This window comes from Georgfuchsia toluolica, from assembly GCF_907163265.1.
Classification (GTDB): Bacteria; Pseudomonadota; Gammaproteobacteria; order Burkholderiales; family Rhodocyclaceae; genus Georgfuchsia; species Georgfuchsia toluolica.
This window is the reverse complement of the sequence record NZ_CAJQUM010000001.1, coordinates 1,220,016-1,241,946: the sequence shown is the minus strand read 5'-3', so window position 1 is coordinate 1,241,946 and position 21,931 is coordinate 1,220,016. Positions and strand designations below refer to the sequence as shown.

Sequence of the window (21,931 nt, the reverse complement as noted above, 5' to 3'; positions counted from 1 at the left end):
AATTGGTGGGACAAATGCAAACTTCAGTGTCCGATATCGCGACCCGAATCGTTGGCATCTCCTCGATGGCGACGCGCCAGGTGCTGGCCGACCTGGCTGGTGCTTACATGCAGTGCAGCGGCGTCGAGGTCAGCTTCGAATCGGTGGGCGGTGTGGATGCAGCCAAACGCTTGCAGGCCGGTGAACCTTTCGACGTGGTAGTTCTCGCCACAGATGCGATCGACAAGCTGGTCGCCGCCGGACGCGTGGTAGCCGACAGTAAGACCGACCTGATGCGCTCGGCAGTGGCGATAGCAGTGCGCGCCGGGGCGCCGCGGCCGGACATCGGTTCCGAAGATATGCTGCGGCGCACCGTGCTCGCAGCGCGCACCTTGGGCTATTCCACCGGGCCCAGCGGCGTGGCGCTGATGAAGCTGTTCGAGCGCTGGGGCATTGCCGCTTTGGTTCGCAGCCGCTTCGTGCAGGTGCCGCCCGGCGTGCCAGTGGGACAACTGGTGGCAAGTGGCGAAGTCGAACTCGGCTTCCAGCAGCACAGCGAGTTGATGCACCTTCCCGGCATTGCTGTGCTCGGGACTATGCCGCCCGGCAGCGAGATCGTCACTACCTTCTCGGCCGGCCTGTGTGTCACGTCGCTCCAGTCCAAAGCTGTGCGTGCCTTGCTCGGTTTCATGCGCTCTCCCGCCGCCACCACGGCCAAACGGCGCCTGGGCATGGAGCCGGCGTGAGTACCTCAATCAGTATTACTGGAGCATAGTGATGATCATCGACATTCACGGCCACTACACGACGGCGCCCAAGGCGTTGGAAGATTGGCGCAACCGCCAGATTGCCGGCATCAAGGATTCGGCAATGGCACCCAAGGCATCCGAGTTGAAGATCAGTGACGACGAACTGTGCGAGACCATCGAGACCAATCAACTGAAGAAGATGCGGGAGCGCGGTTCGGACCTGACCATTTTCTCGCCGCGCGCCAGCTTCATGGCCCACCACATTGGCGACTTCAATGTGAGCAGCATCTGGGCAGCGATCTGCAACGAGCTGTGCTACCGCGTGGCACAGCTGTTCCCGGACAACTTTATCGGCGCGGCCATGCTGCCGCAGTCGCCGGGCGTCGATCCGCGCACCTGCATTCCCGAGTTGGAAAAGTGCGTAAAGGAATACGGTTTCGTCGGCATCAATTTCAATCCCGATCCATCGGGCGGCCACTGGACTTCGCCGCCGCTTTCCGACCGCCATTGGTATCCGATCTACGAGAAGATGGTCGAGTACGACATTCCGGCCATGATCCATGTCAGTACCAGTTGCAACGCCTGCTTCCACACCACCGGCGCGCACTATATCAACGCCGACACAACAGCCTTCATGCAGTGCCTGACCTCGGACCTGTTCAAGGATTTCCCGACGTTGAAGTTCGTCATCCCGCACGGCGGCGGTGCGGCACCCTACCACTGGGGTCGCTACCGCGGCCTGGCGCAGGAACTCAAGAAGCCGCTGCTGCAGGACCATCTTCTGCACAACATTTTTTTCGATACCTGCGTCTACCACCAGCCTGGCATCGATTTGCTGACGAAAGTCATTCCGGTAGACAACATTCTGTTCGCCTCGGAAATGATCGGCGCCGTGCGTGGTATAGATCCCGAGACGGGGCACTACTACGACGACACCAAGCGCTACATCGAAGCGACGCTGAACCTAAGCGAGGACGACCGCCGCAAAGTCTATGAGGGCAATGCGCGCCGCGTCTATCCACGCCTCGATGCGGCATTGAAAGCGAAGGGGAAATAGCCATGAGCATGAACAATCTCGGCATCGTCAAACGCAACATCGTGCGTGCCGACCGTGCCGCCGTCGACAAGCTGTCGCGCTTCGGTGTGGCCACGATACACGAAGCCATGGGCCGCATCGGCCTGATGAAACCCTATATCCGGCCGATCTACACTGGCGCCCATGTCTGTGGCACGGCCGTCACCGTGCTGCTGCAGCCTGGTGACAACTGGATGATGCATGTCGCAGCCGAACAACTGCAGGAAGGCGATGTCGTCGTCGCCGCCTGCATCAGCGACAACGAGGACGGCTTCTTCGGCGACCTGCTGGCGACCTCGTTCAGGGCTCGCGGCGGCAAGGGGCTGATCATCGATGCCGGCGTGCGCGACGTGAAAGACCTGACGGCGATGAGTTTCCCGGTGTTCTCGCGTGCCATCAGCGCCAAGGGCACCATCAAGGCGACGCTGGGCTCGGTGAACATTCCGGTGGTATGCGCCGGCGCGCTGGTCAATCCCGGCGACGTGGTGGTGGCCGATGACGACGGCGTGGTGGTGGTGCCGGCCGGGTTCGCACAGCAGGCCGCCGACGCTGCCGAGACGCGCGAGAACAACGAAGCGGCAAAACGTGCGCGTTTTGCCGCCGGCGAACTCGGCCTCGACCTGTACAGCATGCGCGATGCGCTGGCCAAGGCCGGATTGAAATACATCGATTAGCGCCATGGGCCTGCCTGCCAATCCCCTGCAGTGGTCCATCGGGCTCGTCGGCTACGGCGAGGTCGGGCGCATCCTTGCCGAGGATCTTCGTGGCTGCGGCGTGGAGAACGTTCTGGCCTACGACCTCAAGCTCGCCGGGCCGGAGGATGCTTCGCTGCGGGCCCACGCACGGCAATTTGGTGTGCATCTCTTGTCCGGCCATGCCAATCTCGCCGCCGACGCAGACCTGGTGATTTCCGCCGTTACTGCCGATCAGACGCTTGCCGTCGCCATATCGGCAGCACCGTCGCTTGCCCCCGGCGCCTGGTTCCTCGATCTCAATTCCGCTTCACCGGGTGTCAAGATCAAGGCCGCCGCCATGGTCGATGCGGCCGGAGGCCGCTATGTCGAAGGCGCGGTGATGACTTCGGTTCCACCCTGCCATATCCGCGTCCCGCTGTTGCTGGGCGGTGCAGGCGCCCGCGAGTTGGCGCCGCTGCTCAAAGTGTTCGGCTTTGACGGCACGGTAGCCAGTGACAAACTTGGCGTCGCATCCGCCACCAAGATGTGCCGCAGCGTGATGATCAAGGGTCTGGAGACGATGGTCATAGAGAGCTTTACCGCGGCGCGCGCGTATGGCGTCGAGGATGCGGTGATCGCTTCGCTCTACGAAACCTTTCCCGGCATCGATTGGGAAAAGCAGGCTAGCTACTTTTTCCAGCGCGTCATTGAACATGGTCACCGCCGCAGCGAGGAAATGCGCGAAGTGGCCCAGACGGTGCGTGAGATCGGGCTCACGCCGTGGTCGGCGCAAGGCACGGCCGAGCGTCAGGCCTGGGTCGCCGACCTGGCCGACGCTGGGCTCTTCGGCGCCAAGGACAGCGAGGAGTTTGCCCGCAGCGTCGACTGGCGCGTCGAGGCAGACCGCATCCTGGACAAACTCAAACCAGGGAACTAAGCATGGAATTCCAGAAAACTCCCGGCTGGCTGGACTGGCACGCCGGCCCCTCGAAACCCCGCTTCAAGCTGCCTGCGGGCAGCGTAGATGCGCACTGCCACGTCTTCGGTCCTGGCGCCGAGTTTCCCTACGCGCCCGAGCGCAAATACACACCCTGCGACGCATCGAAAGACCAGCTCTTTGCGCTACGCGACCATCTCGGCTTCACTCGCAACGTCGTGGTGCAAGCCACCTGCCACGGCGCCGACAACCGTGCCATGCTCGATGCGCTACGGCACTCCGGCGGCAAGGCACGTGGCGTAGCTACAGTCAGGCGCACGGTTACCGATAGCGAACTACAGGAGATGCACGCGGCGGGCGTGCGCGGTGTGCGCTTCAACTTCGTCAAACGCCTGGTCGACTTCACGCCGCGCGATGAGCTGCTGGAGATCGTCGGACGCATCGCCCCACTGGGCTGGCACGTGGTGATCTACTTCGAGGCGGTCGACCTGCCCGAACTGTGGGACTTCTTCACCACGCTGCCGACCACCATCGTGGTCGACCACATGGGCCGCCCCGATGTTGGCAAACCAGTGGACGGCCCGGAATTCGAACTCTTCGTCAAGTTCATGCGCGACTATCCGAACGTATGGAGCAAGGTCAGTTGTCCTGAGCGACTGAGCGTCGTCGGGCCAAAGGCCCTGGACGGAGAGCTGAATGCCTATCGTGACGTGGTGCCTTTTGCCAGGCGCATCGTCGAGACATTCCCTGACCGCGTACTCTGGGGTACCGACTGGCCGCACCCCAACCTGAAGGACCATATGCCTGATGATGGCCTGCTGGTCGATTTCATCCCGCACATAGCGACGACGCCAGAACTGCAGCAAAAAATGCTGGTGGATAACCCGATGCATCTTTATTGGCCGGAGGAAAAATAGATGGCACTTGACAAGCCTTACAAAGACATACCTGGCACGACGATCTTCGACGCCGATCAGTCGCGGCTGGGCTACCATCTCAACCAGTTCTGCATGTCGCTGATGAAAGCCGGCAACCGTGCCCGCTTCAAGGCTGACGAGCGCGCCTATCTCGACGAATGGGCTATGACGGAAGAGCAGAAGCAGGCCGTACTGGCGCGCGACCTTAACTGGTGCATCCGTCTGGGCGGCAACATCTACTTCCTCGCCAAGATCGGTGCCACCGACGGCAAGTCGTTCCAGCAAATGGCCGGCAGCATGACTGGCATGAGCGAGGAGGAATACCGCAACATGATGGTTGCCGGCGGCCGCTCGGTCGAAGGCAATCGCGTGATTGGCGAGGATGGCGACGCCCAGGCACACCGTCAGCCGCAGGGCCGCGCTGGTCGCAAGGGAAGTCAATGACATGGCTCGCATAACCGCATCCGTCTACACCTCCCACGTGCCGGCTATCGGTGCCGCGCTGGACTCGGGAAAGTGCGGCGAGCCATACTGGCAACCGGTATTCAAAGGCTACGAGCCATCCCAGGCGTGGATCAGGGCCAATACTCCCGATGTCATCTTCCTCGTCTACAACGACCACGCCACGGCTTTCAGCCTCGACCTGATTCCAACTTTCGCCATCGGCTGCGCGGCGGAATTCCAGCCCGCCGACGAGGGCTGGGGCCCGCGCCCGGTGCCGGTGGTCAAGGGCCATCCGGAACTCGCCGCGCACATCGCCCAGTCGGTGATCCAGGATGATTTCGACCTGACCATCGTCAATAAGATGGACGTCGACCACGGCCTCACGGTGCCGCTATCGCTGCTGTTTGGCCAACCGGCGGCTTGGCCCTGCCCGGTGATTCCCTTCGCGGTTAACGTGGTGCAGTATCCGGTACCTTCCGGCCGCCGCTGCTTCAATCTGGGCCGAGCCATTCGCAAGGCTGTCGCGGCCTTCGATCAGCCGCTCAAGGTCCAGATCTGGGGCACCGGTGGTATGAGCCACCAGCTGCAAGGCCCGCGCGCCGGTCTGATCAACCGGGAATTCGACCAGGCCTTTCTCGACCAATTGATTGCCGATCCCGCAGCACTGGCGCAGAAGCCGCACATCGACTACGTGCGCGAAGCCGGCTCGGAAGGCATCGAACTCGTGATGTGGCTGATCGCGCGCGGCGCCATGGGCGACGAGTCGGGCCCGGGCACGCCGCGCGTTGCGCACCGTTTCTACCATGTGCCGGCAAGCAATACCGCCGTAGGCCATCTGATATTGGAGAACACCTGATGGGCAAGACAATCAAGGTAGCGCTGGCTGGTGCCGGCGCCTTCGGCATCAAGCATCTGGATGCCATCAAGCTGATCGAAGGAGTTGAGGTCGTCTCGCTGGTCAGCCGCGAGTTGGAGAAGACGCGCGAAACGGCAGTCAAGTACGGCATCGGCCATGTCAGTACGGATCTCGCCGACAGCCTGGCGCTGCAGGAGGTCGATGCCGTGATCCTGTGCACGCCGACCCAGATGCACGCCGCCCAGGCGCTTGCCTGCATGCAGGCGGGCAAGCATGTGCAGATCGAAGTTCCACTGGCAGACAGCCTGGCTGGCGCCGAGTCGGTGCTGGCCTTGCAGCAGCAGACCGGACTGGTGGCCATGTGCGGTCACACGCGCCGCTTCAATCCCAGCCACCAGTGGTTGCACAAGAAAATATCTGCCGGCGAATTCAATATCCAGCAAATGGACGTGCAGACCTATTTCTTCCGCCGCAGCAACATGAACGCGCTGGGTCAGCCGCGTAGCTGGACCGACCACCTGCTGTGGCATCACGCCGCGCATACGGTCGATCTCTTCGCGTATCAGACTGGCGGAACGATCGTCGCTGCCAATGCGTTGCAAGGGCCTCTGCATAAGACGCTGGGCATAGCCATGGACATGTCGATACAGTTGAAGAGCAGCACCGGCGCGATCTGCACATTGTCGCTCTCGTTCAACAATGATGGTCCGCTTGGCGCCTTCTTCCGCTACATCGGCGACAGCGGCACTTACATCGCGCGCTACGACGACCTGATCGATGCCAAGGACAACAAGATCGACGTCTCGCAGGTCGATGTGTCGATGAACGGCATCGAGCTGCAAGACCGCGAGTTCTTTGCTGCGATCCGCGCAGGCCGCGAGCCGAATGCCAGCGTTGCCCAGGTAATGCCCTGTTACTGCATCCTCGACCGCCTGGAACGGCAGTTGAATCAGAGCGCCTGATATGCAGCAGCGTCGCATCGGATCGTTCAGCGTCTCGGCCCTCGGTCTCGGCTGCATGAACCTCAGCCACGCCTACGGCACGCCGCCGGCGCCCGAGGCAGCGACGGCGCTGCTTTTGCGCGCACTCGAGCACGGCATCAATTTCTTCGACACCGCCGCGCTGTATGGCTTCGGCGCCAACGAGAGCCTCCTCGGCCGCGTGCTGAAACCGTACCGCCGGCAAGTCGTGCTGGCCAGCAAGTGCGGCATGACCGGCGTCGATGGCCGGCGCGTCATCGACGGCCGGCCTGAAGTCTTGAAGCGCACCTGCGAGGATAGCCTGCAGCGGCTGCAGACCGATGTCATCGACCTTTACTACTTGCACCGCTGGGACAAGAAGGTGCCAATCGAGGACAGCATTGGTGCGCTGGCGGACTTGGTGAATGCGGGCAAGATCAGGAGCATCGGTCTTTCCGAAGTGTCGGCGCCCATGTTGCGGCGGGCGCATGCCGTGCATCCGATCGCCGCCCTGCAGACCGAATACTCGCTGTGGACACGCAATCCGGAAATTGCCGTGCTCGAAGCCTGCCGCGAGCTGGATGTGACCTTCGTCGCATTCAGCCCACTGGCGCGCGGCTTCCTCACCTGCACGCTGCGCGACCCAGAGCTTCAGCTCGAAGCCAAGGACATTCGCCGCCAGATGCCGCGCTTCGAGGCGGCCAACTATGCGAAGAACTTGGAACTGCTGGCCGAGTACTACCGCATCGCCGATGAAATCACCTGCACACCAGCCCAACTCGCCCTGGCCTGGCTGCTGGCCAAAGGTGAATACATCATTCCGATATTTGGTACCCGACAGGCGGAGCATCTCGACGACAACGTCGGGAGCGTTGCAGTAAAGCTCGATCGCTCCGTCGTCGAACGGCTGGACACGCTGATCAATCAGCAAACAGTGACGGGGCCGCGCTACAACGCGGCCACGCAGCAAGAGATCGACACTGAAACATTTCGGATTGCAGCGTAGGAAACGGGACATGAACAGCGGCAAGCAGAAAAGGGTGATACCCGGCACCACGATGTTCGACGGCGAACAGGCGTGCAAGGGATACGCGCTCAACAAGATGTCATTTCCTTTCAACTCGGTGGAGAACCGGACCGAGTTGCTGCTGGACAAGAAAGCCTACTGCAGCAAGTACGGGTTGAACACGCAGCAGCGCGCGCGTCGTGGTGATTGGCACCGGCGGCCTCTCGCCCCAGCTCGACGGCCGGGCGCGCCGGCTCCATCAACAAGGAATTCGACCTGATGTTCATGGAAAAGCTGATAACCGACCCGCTGTGGGTGACACGTTATTCGAGTGTCGGCCTGGTCGAACTGACCGGCACTCAGGGCGTCGAACCGCTCAACTGGCTGACCTCGCGCGGGGCCCTGCTCGGCGAAGCGACCAAGGTGCATGCCAACGATCACATCCCAATTTCCAACACAGCTTCCGGCCTGCTGGCCATGGAAGCCGTGTAATCAAACGGAGAGAAAAGACATGAGAGTACAAGTTGCCATCATCGGCGCTGGCCCCGCCGGACTCATCCTCGGCCAGTTGCTGCACAAGGCTGGCGTTGACACCATCGTTCTCGAGGCGCAAACCCCGGAATATGTTTTGGGCCGCATCCGCGCCGGCGTGCTGGAGCAGGTCGCGGTCGACCTGCTCGATGAGGCCGGCGTCGGTGCGCGCATGCATGCCGAGGGGCTGCCACATAAGGGCATCGAGTTGCTGATCGGCGGCGTGCGCCACCGCATCGATTTCGTCGGTCTCACCGGCGGCAAGCAGGTGATGATCTACGGCCAGACCGAACTGACCAGGGACCTGATGGAGGCGCGCGCCGCGGCCGGCCTGAAGACCGTCTACGAGGCAAAGGAGGTCAGCGTGCATGACTTCGACAGCGACCATCCGCGCGTGCGCTACACCAAGGATGGCGTCGGCCACGAGATCGAGTGCGACTTCATCGCCGGCTGCGACGGCTTTCACGGCGTTTGCCGCGCCAGCGTGCCGCAGAATGCCATCGCCAACTTCGAGCGCGTTTATCCCTTCGGCTGGCTGGGGCTGCTGTCGGACACGTCCCCGGTCTCCGAAGAACTGATCTACGCCAAGCACGAGCGTGGCTTCGCGCTGTGCAGCATGCGCTCCCATTTCCGCAGCCGCTACTACCTGCAAGTTCCGCTGACGGAGAAAGTCGAGGAGTGGTCCGACGACCGTTTCTGGGACGAGTTGCGCCGCCGCCTCGACTCGCAGGCGGTGGCGGCGCTGGTGACTGGTCCCTCAATCGAGAAGAGCATCGCACCGCTCAGAAGCTTCGTGGCTGAGCCGATGCGCTTCGGCCGCATGTTCCTCGCCGGTGACGCCGCCCACATCGTGCCACCGACAGGAGCGAAGGGGTTGAATCTCGCCGCCTCCGACGTGCGCTACCTGTCGCGCGCGCTGGTCGAGTTCTACGGTGGCAGCAGCACCGGCATCAACCACTATTCCGCGCGCTGCCTGCGTCGCATCTGGAAGGCCGAGCGCTTCTCTTGGTGGATGACCAACCTGCTGCACTTCTTTCCTGACACGAACTCCTTCGACCAGAAGGCGTTGGAAGCAGAACTCGATTACGTAGTGCATTCCCTGGCTGGCAGGACGATGCTGGCGGAGAACTACGTAGGGCTGCCCTTCGACGATTAAGTTCGACTCACCCATCGGATGACTCATCTCAAAGTCTCGAAAACCACAGCCTGCCAGATTCTCAACGCTGTATCTCGACAAGCGCGAAATTGTGTGAATGGTTCTCCGGGGCCAAGAAAGGAAAATTGGGTAACAGCCGCCGCTGACAAAGAAGACGTCCGCCGCCCACGGCCCTTTTGTGCTTGCGTGGCCAGTGACATGGCATGGTGAGGGCGAGATAGTCCACGATCGACTGTGGCAATATCATCTGCATATAGCCGAGTCCGTGATGGTACCGTCTAATGATCGTAAAGCAGCATCGTTTTCACCCGCTTTGCCCTCATGCAGACGCTTCAGGCGATAGGCAATCTGCGCCCGGGTCAGGCCCAGCAATCGCGCCGCAGAAGACAGGTTGCCGCGGGCCTTGTCGACAGCAGTTTCGAGCAGCATGGCTTCGATTTGGTCAAGCGTCAGCACACCATTGAAAACCGCCTCAAGCAGATCCTTGCCGGTTTCCCAGCAGTTGATGTCAAGGCCTCCGGTAGGGTCGAGTCCGAATTCCTGCGGCTGCTCATCGCTGCTAGACAGGAACAGGTGCTTCACCTCGATTCTGGTCCCGCCAGGAGCCAGCATCACGCCGCGCTCAACCACGTTTTGCAGTTCACGGATGTTTCCCGGCCACGGATACGCCAGCAAGGCGCGTTTGGCCTTATCGGTAAAGCCACGCAGCTTCTTGCCATTGATCGCGGTGTGCTTGGCCAGAAAATGTTTTGCCAGCAGCGGAATGTCTTGCTTGCGCTCGCGCAAGGGCGGGATGACGACCTGGAAGGCATTGAGCCGGTAATACAGGTCGGAGCGGAAGCGCCCTTCCTTGACCAGTTGCTGCAGGTTAAGATTGCTGGCGACCACCAGCCGCATATTGACCTTGCGCGTCTTCTGGTCGCCGAGCCGCTCGATCTCACCGTCCTGTAGCACGCGCAACAGCTTGGCCTGCACCGAGGCGGGCAGGTCGCCGATCTCGTCGAGAAACAGGGTGCCGCCGTCGGCGCGTTCGAAGCGTCCCGGCCGCGAGACGAGTGCGCCGGTATAGGCGCCTTTTTCGACGCCGAAGAGTTCAGACTCGACCAGTTCGTGCGGAATCGCCGCACAGTTGACGGCGACGAAGGGCTTGCTGCAGCGCGGCCCCATTTCGTGCAGACTTCGCGCGAAGACTTCCTTGCCGACGCCGGTCTCACCCTGCAGCAGGACGGTGATGTGGCTGGCGGCGGCCTGCTTGAGCAGATCATAGGCGGCGCGAAATCCGGGCGAAATCCCCATGACATCTTGCGGCAATTGATCGCGGTCACCAATCGACGAGCGCAACTGCACCACCTGGGTTTGCAGGTCGATCAGCTGATCGGCGATCGATTCGCTGTTGAAGAAGCGCATCTGCTCGGCGGCATCCTCCCATTCTTCGGCCGGCTTGCCGATGATGCGGCAGTTGTTGTGCCCCATGCCGGTACATTCGACTTCCTTGTACAGAATCGTGCGGCCCATGAAGGCCGAGCTGTAACCGCAGGCGTAGCCGATCTGCGACCAGCACACCGGCTCGCTGTGAATGCCGTAGAGGCGGCGATGCGATTGACCTTCCCAGGAATGCTCCCAGAGAAACTCGGCGTAGAACTTTCCGGTGTGGCGGTTCAATTCCAGCTTGACCGGCATCACCTGCACGATGCCTTCCAGCGTATGCAGTTGCGGGCCGGTCATGAAAGCTTCCTGGTCGCTCGAATCCTCGGCGCGGGTGCGGGCCAGTTCGGCATCGCGCACGCCGGAGGCATAGCCCATGCGAGTCAGGATGCCCCGGGCGCGGTCCATGCCGAGGGTGTCAATCAGTTCCTTGCGCAGGGTTCCCTGCGCCTCGGCATGTACCAGCAGCATGCGGTGCTCGTGCAGCCATATCTGCCCGGTCTCGGCACAAAAATGCATGCGCGCGCGCAGATCCCCGTTTGTGATGCGTCCGACGCTGCGGAGTTTGGTCATTGCCGTACTCCCACTGTCATCTCCTCGCTCTGTTGGTGATCCGCATCTATAGCGATGCAGCGGATTCTTCACGAACTCTATACTGTCGACAGCCTTGAGCTCTTGCAAGTATATTCCAAATATGCAGAATCGACGGCCGTGGCCAAAGACGTTTGACAATCTTATTGTTGCCACCACTTCTGGAGCAGGGCTTGAACATACAGCGTTGTGGTATCGGGCGTTGTCCTGCGCGATTACCATGCGCTTGTCCCGCGAGCGATGCCGCAAAAGCTTCTTGAGAAATGTCTCGAATGCTGCTGCGTCGAATCTTTTTGCACATGGCGCGAACGAACTTGCCGGTACTCAGGCTCACCGCGCCGAAGCAGGCCACCGATTTGCGGTGGGCGCATGCATCTAAAACGAATGAACCCCAACAGCGAACGAAATATCCCTTGACACGGTATCGGTAATCAATTAAAGTTCGTCTGATGATCAGGTTATCGGATTAACGATCCAAATCTACCTAATAAGGGGGCGAAAATGGCAGATGCATCGTATGACGCGATAGTGGTTGGCGGAGGGCATCACGCCACCATCATTTCCTGTTATCTCGCCAAGGCGGGCTTGCAGGTGGCGGTATTGGAAGGACACACCGCCCTGGGCGGGGGTGCGGTCAGCGAGGAAGCGCCGGCACCAGGATTCCGCCAGAATCCGCACGCGCACTTCACCCGCTTTTACGGCCATCCGGCCTACGCGGATTTCAACCTGCGCGAGGAGGGACTCGAATACGTCTTCCCAGAACAGAACGAGGGCATGATTTTCGAGGATGGATCGAGCTTCATCGGCTATTCAGCTTTTCGCGTGGTCGACCCGAAGACTGGCCGCACCGAGGAATCGCCCGAGAATGTGAAGAAGACCTATGACCAAATCAAGGCATTTTCGCAGCGCGACGCCGACATGTATCTGCGCTTGTTCGATCAGTACAAGAAATACTGGAAGAAGGCCTTCCACAAGAACCGCTTCACCGCGCCCACGCCTTGGGGCACGCCGGATGATCTTGAGGCGCTGTGCTATATCGCCGACAGCGGCATCGAGCCGGTGCACCAGTTCATGTCGGTGCGCCAGTGCGCCTACGACTTCTTCGAGAGCCCGGAACTGCGGACGCTGTTCATGCGCGCCTGCCCGACTTCCAATGGCGCCTTCCCCGACGACGCGATGGGCCTGATGAATCTGATGCATGTCATGGGCCTTGTGCTGTCCTTCGAACCGGCGGCGATCGTCAAGGGTGGCACCCAGTCGATCACCGACGCCTTGGTGAAGGTGGGCAAGAAGCTCGGCGTCCAGCATTTCACCGGCTACGAGGTCGACGAGATCATCGTCGAGAACGGCGCCGCGACTGGCGTCAAACTCGCTCGCGGTGGTGTCCTGAAAGCGCCGCTGGTGATTTCCGACCTCGGTGTGCCGCAGACCTTTCTCCGCCTGCTGCGCGCGCAGAAGTTCGACGACAGGTTGTTGCACCGGATCAAGAACATCCACTACGACCGCGGCCAGATCTTCTGGGGCAATGTGGCGATGCACGAACTGCCCAAATACACCGCCGACAACATCAATCCGGGTGTCGGCACGCAGCCACGCTTGTATACCGGCGCCAAGGATCCGGACTACATGGCAAGCAAATATCAACACGACATTTTCCTGCTCGGTTTCCCGCAACAGCCCTATATCCTTACTGCACCCGACAGCATCTGGGACAAGACCCGTGCGCCGGAAGGCAAGCACACGATCCTGATCGAGGACTTCACCGCGCCGGCGCGGCTGTTCTCGGCGCGCGACTGGGGGCGCATCAAGGAAGAGTTCACCGACCGCGCCCTCGAGGAATGGCGCAAGTACGCGCCGAACATGACCAAGGACAACATCATCGGCGTGCGCATCTATGGTCCCTACGACGTGCAGGCCGGCAAGCCCGACATGAAGGAAGGCGGCTGGACCGAAGGGGCGATGTTCGCCTCGCAGCTCACCCGCTTCCGCCCCACGCCGGAAACGTCGGGATTTCGCACACCGATCAAGAATCTCTACATGTGCTCGTCCAACCTGCATTCGGCCGGCGGCATCGGTCGCGGCTCAAGCTACATCGCCTACAAGATCATCGCCCAGGATCGCTCTTTGGCGCGCATCTGGGAACAGGCCGGGCGGGAATTCTAACCAGAGGAGAGCGGGATGCGCGTCGTCGTCTGCCTCAAGCAGGTCATCGATCCACTGACTCCGGCGTCCACCCTGGCGCTCGATCAGAACGAGAAGAAGATTCGCGCTGGTGTCTCCGCGCCGCCGGTGATCAACGGTTTCGACGAACAGGGGCTGGAGGCGGCGCTGCGGCTGCGCGAGGCGATCAAGGATCTGGAGATCGTCTGCGTGGCCGCTGGAGAGAGCTTCAACAACGAAGTGATGAAGCGCTCGCTGGCGGTTGGCGCCGATCAGTTGATCCTGGTGCAGGATCCCTCGCTCGACACCTGGGATCCCTATCTGATCGCGCAGGCCTTGGCCGCCGCGATCCGCCAGGTCGGCGGCGCCGACCTGGTTCTGTGCGGGCGCCAGGGTTCCGACTGGGACAACGCGCTGACCCCCTACATCCTGGCCGATCTGCTGGCGATGCCGCTGCTTACGCTCGCCAAGAGCGTAAAAGTCACTGACGGAAAGCGTGTCGAGATTGAACGCGTGCTCGCTGACGGCTCGATGATGATGAATGCCCAATTGCCTGCGCTGGTGACGGTCACCAGCGAGCTCGGCGCCTTGCGCATGCCCAGCGTCTCGGCGCGCCTGCAGGCGGCGCGCAAGCAGCCGAAGCAGATCGCGCTGGCTGAGCTCGGTGTCGAGGCCGCAACGCTGCATGCCCCCGAGGTGGTGGCGCTTGCCATCCCGCTCACCGGGCGCAGTTGCACCTTCATCGAGGCTGCGGACGGGCCGGCTGCCGGCGCGCGTCTGGCCGAAACACTGTTGCAGGCCGGGGTGATTCGGCTCGGCGGGGAGCGCTGACCATGACGGGCATTCTGATAGTTGCCGAAGTCGACGCCGGCGAGTTGCGGCCGGAGTTCTGGGAACTGGTAACGCTGGCCAGAACCATGACCGCCGTTGTTTCCGGAGGGATCAGCATCGCTGTCATCGGCGCCAACGTGGATGCAGCAGCGCGCCAGGCGACAGCAAGTGGTGCCGATGCACTTCACATAATTGAGGATGATCGTCTGGCCGATCCGTGGCCTGAGGCGCATGCCGCGGCCTTGATCCAGTTGTGCGGCAATCTTGCGCCGAAGCTGGTAATCGCGCCGCGCACGATACTCGGTGCCGAGATGGCGGCACGCCTGGCGGTGCGTTGCCGCTGGCAGTTGGTGCAAGACGTGACCCAGATTGAGGCGACGGCGGACGGCGGTTTACAGGGCTCGCGGCCCGTCTCAGGCGGTGCCGTCGCCGCGACGGTGCGCGCTGGTCCCGGTCCCTGGGTGGTGGTACCGCGTCCGCGCGCGTTCGCGCCGGCCGAACCCGACACCGCTGTCACCGACATCGCGCCCGTACGCCACGCGTTCGAGCCGCCGCCGCTGGCGACGGCGTGCGAGGCGCCGAAGCGCATTGCCGTCGAAGGCATCAGCGTCGAGCGTGCCAAGACCGTCATCTCCGGCGGCGGCGGGCTCGGCGGCCCCGCGCCCTTCGCCTTGTTGCGCGAGATTGCCGATCTCCTCGGCGGAGCTGTCGGCGCATCGCGCGTCGCAGTCGATTCCGGCTGGGTGCAACCGGCCTTGCAGGTCGGCCTGACCGGCAAGACCATCGCCCCCGATGTGTACATTGCGGTCGGTATTTCCGGCGCAATCCAGCATCTGATCGGTTGCTCGTCGTCGCAGGTGATCGTCGCCGTTAATAGCGATGCATCCGCGCCGATCTTCGGGATCGCCAACTATGGCGTCGTAGGCGACTGGAATGAAGTCATGCCGGCATTCCGCGACGCATTGGCCGGACGCGCTGCGTGATCTCCGTGCGGTCGCACTGAAATGTCGATCGAACTCGCCCTGCGCCTCGTTGTTGTTGTTGCGGCGCTCGTTTGGGCCGGTTTCCGCTTCGAGCGTCTCGCGCGCCCGCTGCTGGCCGCGCCAGCCGAGGCGCGCCTGGGGCCGTTCGCACCGCGCGCCTGGGGCGTGGTGGTGAATATCCTCGGCCACGCGCGCTTGCTGCGCAAGCCCTATGCCGGGCTGTTGCACATGATGATGTTCTTTGGTTTTGTGTTTCTGATCACTGCCGTGGTGCAGGTATTCGGCGAAGGCATCTCGCCGCTGTTCGCGCTTGAAGCGATCGGCGGTACGACCTGGATCGCGCTTGGGCAGGATATTTTCGGGATCCTGTTGCTGGTCGGCGTCACGATGGCAGCATACCAACGTGTGGTGCTGGTGCCGGCGCGCTTCGAGGGCTCCAACAAGGGCGATGCCGCGATCATCCTCGGCTTGATCGCGGCCGTCGCAATTGGCATGCTGCTGCAGAACGCCTGCCGCATCCTTGGCAGTGATCCTTCGGCGGCATGGCGGCCGGTCAGCTCGGCTCTGGCAACGCTGCTGCTTTCCTTGGGCATGACCGGACCGGCAGCGCATGCCGGCGCGACGGGGTTCGCGTGGCTGCACATGCTGGCCATCCTGGCCTTCCTCGTCTACATTCCGGGATCCAAGCATCTCCATGTGTTCGCCGGCATCCCCAACGTCTACTTGCGCGACCTGCAGCCGGCCGGACGCCTGATCACGATCGATCTCGAACAGCCGAAGCTCGGCCTTTCGGATATCGGCCAACTCGGCCGCAAGCAGGTGCTCGACCTCTACTCCTGCACCGAATGCGGACGCTGCCAGGAAATGTGTCCGGCCTATGCTTCGGGCAAGCCGCTCAGTCCGAAGTTGCTGATCATGAATCTGCGCGACCATCTCTTGGAAAAGCAGGGGGGCGACGGACAGGGTATAGGCGGCGCCTTGATCGGCGATACCATCAAGGAAGAAACGATCTGGGCATGCACAACCTGCCGCGCCTGCATGGAGGCCTGCCCGCTGTTCATCGAACATGTACCCAAGATTGTCGACATGCGCCGGCACCTGGCGATGGAGGCCGGCAGCGTTCCCGACGGGATCTCTGGCGCGGTGTTGTCGATTGAGCAGCGGGGTCATCCTTGGGCGGGCACTCGATTCTCCCGTCTGGATTGGTGCCGTGATCTCGACGTTCGCGTGCTCAAGCCAGGAGAGACGACCGACACGCTGCTCTGGGTCGGTTGCACGGCAGCGCTCGATGCGCGTGCGCAGAAGGTCGTGCGCTCCCTGGTGCGCCTGCTGCGCGCGGCAAAGCTGGATTTCGCCATTCTCGGCGACGACGAGAAATGCACTGGCGACGTCGCGCGCCGCACCGGCAACGATTATCTATTCCAGATGCAGGCTGCAGCCAATGTTCAGACGCTCAATGCGCGTACCTTCAATCGCATAGTCAGCGTTTGCCCGCATTGCGTCAACACGCTGAAGAATGAATATGCAGATTTCGGCGGCGTGTACAAGGTTGCGCACCACAGCCAACTGCTGGCGGAGTTGATGGAGAGCGGTCAACTGCCGCCTCTGCAGGAGGAGAGCGTGGCGGGCACGGTTACCTTCCACGATCCTTGTTATCTAGGGCGCTACAACGGCGAATTTGATGCGCCGCGTTCGGTCCTCGCGGGAGCGGGTGCGACGGTTACTGAAATGGAGCGTTCCCAAGGGCAGTCATTCTGTTGCGGCGGTGGTGGCGGACGCTCATTCGCGATCGAGCCACCGAATCAGCGCGTCAACGTCATTCGTGCGACGCAGGCGCGCGAAACAGGCGCTCCGGTGATTGGCACGGCCTGTCCGTTCTGCTTGTTGATGCTTGAGGACGGCAGCAAGACGGCGGCGCGGCAGGGAAACGGCAAGGCCCCGCTGCAGCAGGTTCGCGATATCGCCGAAATTCTCGATGCGTCCATGCACGGCACCAGCGCGGGGGTGGCCTTGTGAGCCCCGGCGTCCCGCAAGCAAATGGGCCCACTGGCCCCTCAGGTTTTGCGAGGGTTGCGTGCCCGCGCTTTGCGCGCACCAGGTGCTTTTCTCTTGCTGTCCTGGGCAACGTCTTCGGTGGAATCGAGAACCATCTGGAAGCCATGCTGCATATGTTTTTCGCTGGCGGCCCTGGCTGCTTTCGGATTGTGATCGCGGATCGCGGCGAGGATCGTTTCGTGATCCTTCAACAGCGTCTCGTAATTCTCGAGACGACGGCGCGAAAATCGCCTCGACTCGAAGTAGAGACTGCGCAACAGGCGTGTCGCGAGCAGCAGGGTCTGATTGCCACTGGCATCGGCGACTGCGGTATGGAAATCCAGCGCCGTCTGAATGCTCGCGGCCTCGTTGCCGATCGCCCTGCGGCCCGCTTCAATCGTCTCCGCGATGCGCCGAATGCCAGCTGCATCCGCGCGCTTCGCCGCCATGGCCGCGATCAACGGTTCGAGCATGAAACGCGCCTCGACAATGTCATTGATCAGTTCCGTGCTGGTGAATTCGGACCAGTCCGTCAGCGCAAACAGGGGCGCCGTGTTGACCAGAATCGTTCCCCGGCCTGGCTTGGCCTCTGTCACGCCGAGAATCTGAAACACACGGAACGCCTCGCGAATCGACGAGCGACCGACTCCCATTTGCTCGGCAAGCACGGATTCAGGAGGAAACTTGTCGCCGGGTTTGATCTTGCCAATGGCAACTAATCGAGCGATCTCATGAACGATCGATTTGGAAAGGGACGCATTGCGAGTAATGGATATTTTGGCTAGCATTAAAGTTGGTCTGATAAACAGATAAGATGGCTTCCGCAACTATGCACTACCAGCGCCGAGGATTCAATAGATTTCGAAGAATTTGACAGCATCCTATAGATAGCTTTAGCAGGAATTGTATAAATGAGTTGATCGAGCGCCAGATAAACCGCATGATGCCGCCATAGAGGTTATTAGAGACGCCCGTAGAGGTGTTGAAGGCGATATGCGGAAATTTGAAACAATCAAAATTAGGAGGAAGATCATGACCAACATTGCCGTCGTTCAGACGAAAATGGCATCGCCAGCTGTTCCAGGTTTCGAATTTGACGAGAAGGCTGACCTGGAACAATCGCCTGCCTGGTTTCTCGATGCGACCCACTCGGTTCCGCCGTGGACGCCTCTTTTCGGTTGGTTCTGGATCAACTTTTGCCGGCACGGCATGCAGTACGGCGCGGAAAAGCTTTCGCTGCCGACCGTGAAGGGTTGGGACTGGCGCTTCAAGAACGGCGGCGGCTACCTGACCGTGATGCTGGTCAAGACCGAGGCCGAGCAACTTGAGCGGGAGAAGCGTTTTCGCGTGACGATCCGGCCATTCATCGAGAATTACGACGGCCTCTGGCGCAGCCAGCTCGACGAGATACTGGCTCTGTACGAAGATCTGAAAAAGCTCGACCTCGACAAGGCCAGCAATATCGAACTCCTCGACAACTTCGAGCAGACGATCAACGTTTGCCGGCGCATGTGGGAAGTGCACATGTACATGATGTACGGCACTTTCACGGGCTACATCCTGTTTGAGAACATGTGTCGCGAGCTGATAGGAATCGACGACACCCACCCGCTCTTCCACAAGCTTATCGCCGGCTTCGACAACAAGGTCCTCCAGGTGGACAAGCGGATCTGGGAGTTTTCCCAGAAGGCGGCAAAGTTGGGACTGGCGGACATCATCCTGCGCAGCGAGTCAGCGGATATCGCGGCAAATGTCGAAGCTGCGCCGAGTGGACACGGGTTCATGGCAGAGTTCCGCGCATTCCTGAACGAGGACGGCTGGCGCATGCAGCGCATGTCCGAGATGAACATGCCCACCTGGATCGAGGATCCTGCCCCGCCCCTGACGAACCTCAAACAGTTCCTGGTGAAAGGGGGCGGCTTCAACCTCGAGGAGGAGCGCGAAAAGATCAGCAAGGAGCGGGAAGCAGCCGAGAAGGAGGTGTTCGCGAAGATTGCGCCCGAGCAGAAGGGATGGTTCACAACGGTGCTACGGCTGGCACAGAAATCGGGAATCTTTAGTGAGGAGCACGACCACTATCTCGACCTCTATACACACGCCATGATGCGCCGCTCTGCGCTGGGTATCGGTCGGCGCTTGGTCAGCGCGGGCGCCATCGATACTCTCGAAGACATATTCTTCATCACACCCGAGGATATCCGCAAGGTGGCCATCAACCCGGACCAATACAAGCTGCAGCCGAGCGTGGTGAGCCGGCGCGCAGAATGGCAGGAGTGGTGCAAAACGCCCAATCCCCCGGTGATTCTCAGGGAAGGCTTCGACATGGACCAGGCGATGGCCATGCTGGTCAAGTCGAATGATCCGATTGCCCTGAAAGTGGTGGTGGGCTCGATGCCCGTTGTGAGAGCGGAGCTCAATGCCGATCTGCATGGTACTTGCGGTTCGCCGGGGGTCGTCGAAGGACTGGCGCGGGTGATCCTCAGCGAAGACCAGCTCGCCGACGTCCAGCCGGGAGAGATTCTGGTTACCGCGACGACCTCGCCGAGTTGGACGCCGGTATTCTCCTTCATCAAGGGCGTTGTCATGGACAGGGGCGCATCCTTGTCGCACGCGGCGATTGTGGGACGCGAATACGGCATCCCGGTGCTGATGAATGTGTTTGTCGGAACCCAGAAAATCAAGACGGGACAGCGGATACGAGTGGACGCCAACATGGGTGCCCTTTATATCCTCGACAAGTAATTTTCTCCTGCGAACCGACGGGCAGCAAGGCTGCTTCGTCTCGAACTATCACTGGCTAGGAGCAAATGCTGATGACGAAGAAGTGGATATATGCACTGGAAGAGGTTGGACAGGAGCACCTCAACTTGGTTGGGAGGAAGTGTGCGAACCTGGGAGAGATGACCAAACTCGGGATGCGTGTCCCGCCGGGATTCGCGATTTCGGTGGACGGCTTCGAGAACTACATGCGGGTGACTGGTCTCGGCAGGCGCATCGAAACCTATTTTGCCTCGCTTGGCGAGGATCTGAAGAAGAGCGTCCAAAAACAGATGGACGCCAGCCGTGCGGCGAAGGACATGATCGCGGAAACACCGTTGCCAGCAGGCATCGCCGAGCAAATCGTAAGTAACTACGAGGCGCTATGCGCCCGCTGTGGCGAAGCTGACTTGCCGGTAGCAGTGCGCTCCAGCGGCTCCGTGAGCATGCCCGGCCAGATGGAGACCTACCTCCACGTACGCGGCAGTTCTGAGGTGATGCGGCGCGTGCTCGAAGTCTGGGAGAGCACGTTCAACACGCGCGCCATCGCCTTTCGCCTGGAAAAGGGGATGGCCGTGGACAAGGCGCCGATAGGCGTCGCCGTCATCAGGATGGTCAGTGCCAAGAGCGCTGGCGTGTTGCTCACGGTTGTCCCGACTACCGGCGACACGGATCACGTGGTCATCGAGGGCAACTGGGGTTTGGGCGAGAGCGTGGTGAGTGGCGATATCACGCCGGATAATTTCATGGTAGACAAGGTGAGCCTGGCCATTGAAAAGAACATAAACAAGAAGTCGCGCTATGTCGTCTCAACCGTTAATGGCACGGTCAAAGCCGATGTCCCTTCCCACCTGCAGGAGATTCCGTGCCTCGAAGACGCGGAAATCCACGAACTCGTCCGCATCGCCCTGAGTGTCGAAAAGCACTTCGGCGTGCCGCAGGACATGGAGTGGGTGGTGGATCAGGATCTGCCGTTCCCTGAGAATGTGATCTGGGTGCAGGCGCGTCCGGCGAAGTTCACCGCGCAACGGAAAGATGCCGATGCCGACTACATCGTGGACCAGATGGCAAGGCTCTTCCGCCGTTGACCCGATCTGGATTGAAGCTCGGGAAGTGACGAAGCCCACAGGAAAAGATACGTCGTCAGCAAACTTCACCCGCACAAGGAGGATTCATGGCTGTTCTGTTCAACCAACATTGGGACATCGCACCAGGAAAGCAGGAGGCCTATTCCGACTTCTTGATGAGTTATTACAACCCGACGCTGGAAAAAATCGGCATCAAGCTGGTTGGCGGGTACTACGTGACGGTGGGTATGGGCCCCAGGATCATTGCCGTCGGTCTGGCACAGAACCTGAACGAACTCGAAGAGGCGCTCGCCTCAGCGGACTATGAGGAAGTCACGAATCGGCTGATGGAATTTGTGACGCACTATCACAGCAAGATTCTGATCCCGACCGGCCGGGTCAAGATGGATGGCTACAAGATCCAGACCGGGCTTTGGAAGTTCAATCAATACTGGAACCTGCTGCCGGGAATGGAGCAGCAATACACGGAATTTGTCACGGGCGACTACATCCCAACCCTGGAAAAACTTGGCCTGATTGTGACGGCAGGATGGCGCGTAGTGGTTGGTTCCGGACCCTACATCCTGGCCGAGTCCTCTGCCGCCAACCTCGTCGACATTGCGCGGGCGATTGACACTGACGAATTCCGGCGCGTGATACGCAAGCTCAAGTCGATGTACGTGACGGACTACCACAGCAGGATACTGGCGCCCACCGGTCGCATCGACCTGCCCTATTTTATGAAAGAGATGATGGCGCATTTCTGACACCATCGTTTGTTAAGCGGTGGCAACGCTGCA

Annotated in this window: 21 protein-coding genes; 19 read left to right on the top strand and 2 right to left on the bottom strand. The window is 61.0% G+C overall.

Annotated elements, in window-relative coordinates; genetic code table 11:
• Positions 1-14: 14 nt before the first annotated feature.
• From K5E80_RS05830 to pobA, 12 genes are read left to right on the top strand one after another with little or no spacing between them, the layout of a single operon-like run.
• Positions 15-725: a substrate-binding domain-containing protein gene (locus K5E80_RS05830; protein WP_220635277.1), complete on the top strand. Its 711-nt coding sequence runs from the start codon at positions 15-17 to the stop codon at positions 723-725.
• A gap of 31 nt (positions 726-756) precedes the next feature.
• On the top strand, positions 757-1,785 hold the full coding sequence (locus K5E80_RS05825; RefSeq protein WP_220635276.1) for an amidohydrolase family protein: 1,029 nt from the start codon (positions 757-759) through the stop codon (positions 1,783-1,785).
• A gap of 2 nt (positions 1,786-1,787) precedes the next feature.
• The gene (gene ligK, locus K5E80_RS05820; protein WP_246590884.1) at positions 1,788-2,477 is read left to right on the top strand and encodes a 4-carboxy-4-hydroxy-2-oxoadipate aldolase/oxaloacetate decarboxylase; all 690 of its coding nucleotides are present in this window, start codon (positions 1,788-1,790) and stop codon (positions 2,475-2,477) included.
• Positions 2,478-2,481: 4 nt separating this feature from the next.
• A complete protein-coding gene (locus tag K5E80_RS05815; RefSeq protein ID WP_220635275.1) occupies positions 2,482-3,414 on the top strand; it encodes an NAD(P)-dependent oxidoreductase in 933 nt (310 codons plus the stop codon).
• A 2-nt stretch (positions 3,415-3,416) separates the two neighbouring features.
• A complete protein-coding gene (locus tag K5E80_RS05810; RefSeq protein ID WP_220635274.1) occupies positions 3,417-4,331 on the top strand; it encodes an amidohydrolase family protein in 915 nt (304 codons plus the stop codon).
• Positions 4,332-4,775 (top strand): protocatechuate 4,5-dioxygenase subunit alpha, encoded by a 444-nt coding sequence (gene ligA / locus K5E80_RS05805; RefSeq protein ID WP_220635273.1) that lies wholly within the window; start codon positions 4,332-4,334, stop codon positions 4,773-4,775.
• A gap of 1 nt (position 4,776) precedes the next feature.
• Positions 4,777-5,631, top strand: a complete 855-nt coding sequence (locus tag K5E80_RS05800; protein WP_220635272.1) for a class III extradiol dioxygenase subunit beta — start codon at positions 4,777-4,779, stop codon at positions 5,629-5,631.
• Complete coding sequence (locus K5E80_RS05795) at positions 5,631-6,593, top strand: Gfo/Idh/MocA family oxidoreductase (RefSeq protein WP_220635271.1); 963 nt, start codon at positions 5,631-5,633, stop codon at positions 6,591-6,593. Before K5E80_RS05800 ends, K5E80_RS05795 begins: the two co-directional genes overlap by 1 nt.
• A gap of 1 nt (position 6,594) precedes the next feature.
• Positions 6,595-7,596 carry an aldo/keto reductase gene (locus K5E80_RS05790; protein ID WP_220635270.1) on the top strand — a complete coding sequence of 334 codons (1,002 nt, stop codon included), beginning with the start codon at positions 6,595-6,597 and terminating at the stop codon, positions 7,594-7,596.
• 10 nt (positions 7,597-7,606) lie between these two features.
• Complete coding sequence (locus tag K5E80_RS05785; protein WP_220635269.1) at positions 7,607-7,876, top strand: hypothetical protein; 270 nt, start codon at positions 7,607-7,609, stop codon at positions 7,874-7,876.
• Positions 7,877-7,881: 5 nt separating this feature from the next.
• Entirely contained in the window at positions 7,882-8,088 is a 207-nt protein-coding gene (locus K5E80_RS05780; protein ID WP_220635268.1) for a class III extradiol ring-cleavage dioxygenase family protein, read from the top strand.
• A 19-nt stretch (positions 8,089-8,107) separates the two neighbouring features.
• Complete coding sequence (gene pobA, locus K5E80_RS05775) at positions 8,108-9,283, top strand: 4-hydroxybenzoate 3-monooxygenase (protein ID WP_220635267.1); 1,176 nt, start codon at positions 8,108-8,110, stop codon at positions 9,281-9,283.
• 243 nt (positions 9,284-9,526) lie between these two features.
• Here the strand turns inward: pobA and K5E80_RS05770 are convergent, their stop codons facing one another.
• Positions 9,527-11,281, bottom strand: a complete 1,755-nt coding sequence (locus K5E80_RS05770) for a sigma-54-dependent Fis family transcriptional regulator (protein ID WP_220635266.1) — start codon at positions 11,279-11,281, stop codon at positions 9,527-9,529.
• Between the two features lie 519 nt (positions 11,282-11,800).
• Here K5E80_RS05770 and K5E80_RS05765 point away from each other — a divergent pair.
• The 4 genes from K5E80_RS05765 to K5E80_RS05750 are packed head-to-tail and all read left to right on the top strand — an operon-like array spanning position 11,801 to position 17,289.
• Entirely contained in the window at positions 11,801-13,462 is a 1,662-nt protein-coding gene (locus tag K5E80_RS05765; RefSeq protein WP_220635265.1) for a phytoene desaturase family protein, read from the top strand.
• Between the two features lie 15 nt (positions 13,463-13,477).
• Positions 13,478-14,290, top strand: a complete 813-nt coding sequence (locus K5E80_RS05760; protein ID WP_220635264.1) for an electron transfer flavoprotein subunit beta/FixA family protein — start codon at positions 13,478-13,480, stop codon at positions 14,288-14,290.
• Positions 14,291-14,292: 2 nt separating this feature from the next.
• Positions 14,293-15,273 (top strand): electron transfer flavoprotein subunit alpha/FixB family protein, encoded by a 981-nt coding sequence (locus K5E80_RS05755; protein ID WP_220635263.1) that lies wholly within the window; start codon positions 14,293-14,295, stop codon positions 15,271-15,273.
• A gap of 21 nt (positions 15,274-15,294) precedes the next feature.
• Positions 15,295-17,289 (top strand): heterodisulfide reductase-related iron-sulfur binding cluster, encoded by a 1,995-nt coding sequence (locus K5E80_RS05750; RefSeq protein ID WP_220635262.1) that lies wholly within the window; start codon positions 15,295-15,297, stop codon positions 17,287-17,289.
• A gap of 38 nt (positions 17,290-17,327) precedes the next feature.
• Here the strand turns inward: K5E80_RS05750 and K5E80_RS05745 are convergent, their stop codons facing one another.
• Positions 17,328-18,095 carry a FadR/GntR family transcriptional regulator gene (locus tag K5E80_RS05745; protein WP_220635261.1) on the bottom strand — a complete coding sequence of 256 codons (768 nt, stop codon included), beginning with the start codon at positions 18,093-18,095 and terminating at the stop codon, positions 17,328-17,330.
• Between the two features lie 244 nt (positions 18,096-18,339).
• Here K5E80_RS05745 and K5E80_RS05740 point away from each other — a divergent pair, with 244 nt between their 5' ends.
• The 3 genes from K5E80_RS05740 to K5E80_RS05730 all read left to right on the top strand — a co-directional run bounded on the left by K5E80_RS05740 (position 18,340) and on the right by K5E80_RS05730 (position 21,898).
• Positions 18,340-20,049 carry a PEP-utilizing enzyme gene (locus K5E80_RS05740; RefSeq protein WP_220635260.1) on the top strand — a complete coding sequence of 570 codons (1,710 nt, stop codon included), beginning with the start codon at positions 18,340-18,342 and terminating at the stop codon, positions 20,047-20,049.
• A 71-nt stretch (positions 20,050-20,120) separates the two neighbouring features.
• Entirely contained in the window at positions 20,121-21,152 is a 1,032-nt protein-coding gene (locus K5E80_RS05735; protein WP_220635259.1) for a PEP/pyruvate-binding domain-containing protein, read from the top strand.
• A gap of 86 nt (positions 21,153-21,238) precedes the next feature.
• Complete coding sequence (locus K5E80_RS05730) at positions 21,239-21,898, top strand: hypothetical protein (protein ID WP_220635258.1); 660 nt, start codon at positions 21,239-21,241, stop codon at positions 21,896-21,898.
• Positions 21,899-21,931: the final 33 nt, after the last annotated feature.

Coding starts and splice junctions, on each gene's coding strand:
- K5E80_RS05830 (WP_220635277.1), top strand. CDS start 15: ATGCAAACTTCAGTGTCCGATATCGCGACCCGAATCGTTGGCATCTCC.
- K5E80_RS05825 (WP_220635276.1), top strand. CDS start 757: ATGATCATCGACATTCACGGCCACTACACGACGGCGCCCAAGGCGTTG.
- ligK (WP_246590884.1), top strand. CDS start 1,788: ATGAGCATGAACAATCTCGGCATCGTCAAACGCAACATCGTGCGTGCC.
- K5E80_RS05815 (WP_220635275.1), top strand. CDS start 2,482: ATGGGCCTGCCTGCCAATCCCCTGCAGTGGTCCATCGGGCTCGTCGGC.
- K5E80_RS05810 (WP_220635274.1), top strand. CDS start 3,417: ATGGAATTCCAGAAAACTCCCGGCTGGCTGGACTGGCACGCCGGCCCC.
- ligA (WP_220635273.1), top strand. CDS start 4,332: ATGGCACTTGACAAGCCTTACAAAGACATACCTGGCACGACGATCTTC.
- K5E80_RS05800 (WP_220635272.1), top strand. CDS start 4,777: ATGGCTCGCATAACCGCATCCGTCTACACCTCCCACGTGCCGGCTATC.
- K5E80_RS05795 (WP_220635271.1), top strand. CDS start 5,631: ATGGGCAAGACAATCAAGGTAGCGCTGGCTGGTGCCGGCGCCTTCGGC.
- K5E80_RS05790 (WP_220635270.1), top strand. CDS start 6,595: ATGCAGCAGCGTCGCATCGGATCGTTCAGCGTCTCGGCCCTCGGTCTC.
- K5E80_RS05785 (WP_220635269.1), top strand. CDS start 7,607: ATGAACAGCGGCAAGCAGAAAAGGGTGATACCCGGCACCACGATGTTC.
- K5E80_RS05780 (WP_220635268.1), top strand. CDS start 7,882: ATGGAAAAGCTGATAACCGACCCGCTGTGGGTGACACGTTATTCGAGT.
- pobA (WP_220635267.1), top strand. CDS start 8,108: ATGAGAGTACAAGTTGCCATCATCGGCGCTGGCCCCGCCGGACTCATC.
- K5E80_RS05770 (WP_220635266.1), bottom strand. CDS start 11,281: ATGACCAAACTCCGCAGCGTCGGACGCATCACAAACGGGGATCTGCGC.
- K5E80_RS05765 (WP_220635265.1), top strand. CDS start 11,801: ATGGCAGATGCATCGTATGACGCGATAGTGGTTGGCGGAGGGCATCAC.
- K5E80_RS05760 (WP_220635264.1), top strand. CDS start 13,478: ATGCGCGTCGTCGTCTGCCTCAAGCAGGTCATCGATCCACTGACTCCG.
- K5E80_RS05755 (WP_220635263.1), top strand. CDS start 14,293: ATGACGGGCATTCTGATAGTTGCCGAAGTCGACGCCGGCGAGTTGCGG.
- K5E80_RS05750 (WP_220635262.1), top strand. CDS start 15,295: ATGTCGATCGAACTCGCCCTGCGCCTCGTTGTTGTTGTTGCGGCGCTC.
- K5E80_RS05745 (WP_220635261.1), bottom strand. CDS start 18,095: ATGCTAGCCAAAATATCCATTACTCGCAATGCGTCCCTTTCCAAATCG.
- K5E80_RS05740 (WP_220635260.1), top strand. CDS start 18,340: ATGACCAACATTGCCGTCGTTCAGACGAAAATGGCATCGCCAGCTGTT.
- K5E80_RS05735 (WP_220635259.1), top strand. CDS start 20,121: ATGACGAAGAAGTGGATATATGCACTGGAAGAGGTTGGACAGGAGCAC.
- K5E80_RS05730 (WP_220635258.1), top strand. CDS start 21,239: ATGGCTGTTCTGTTCAACCAACATTGGGACATCGCACCAGGAAAGCAG.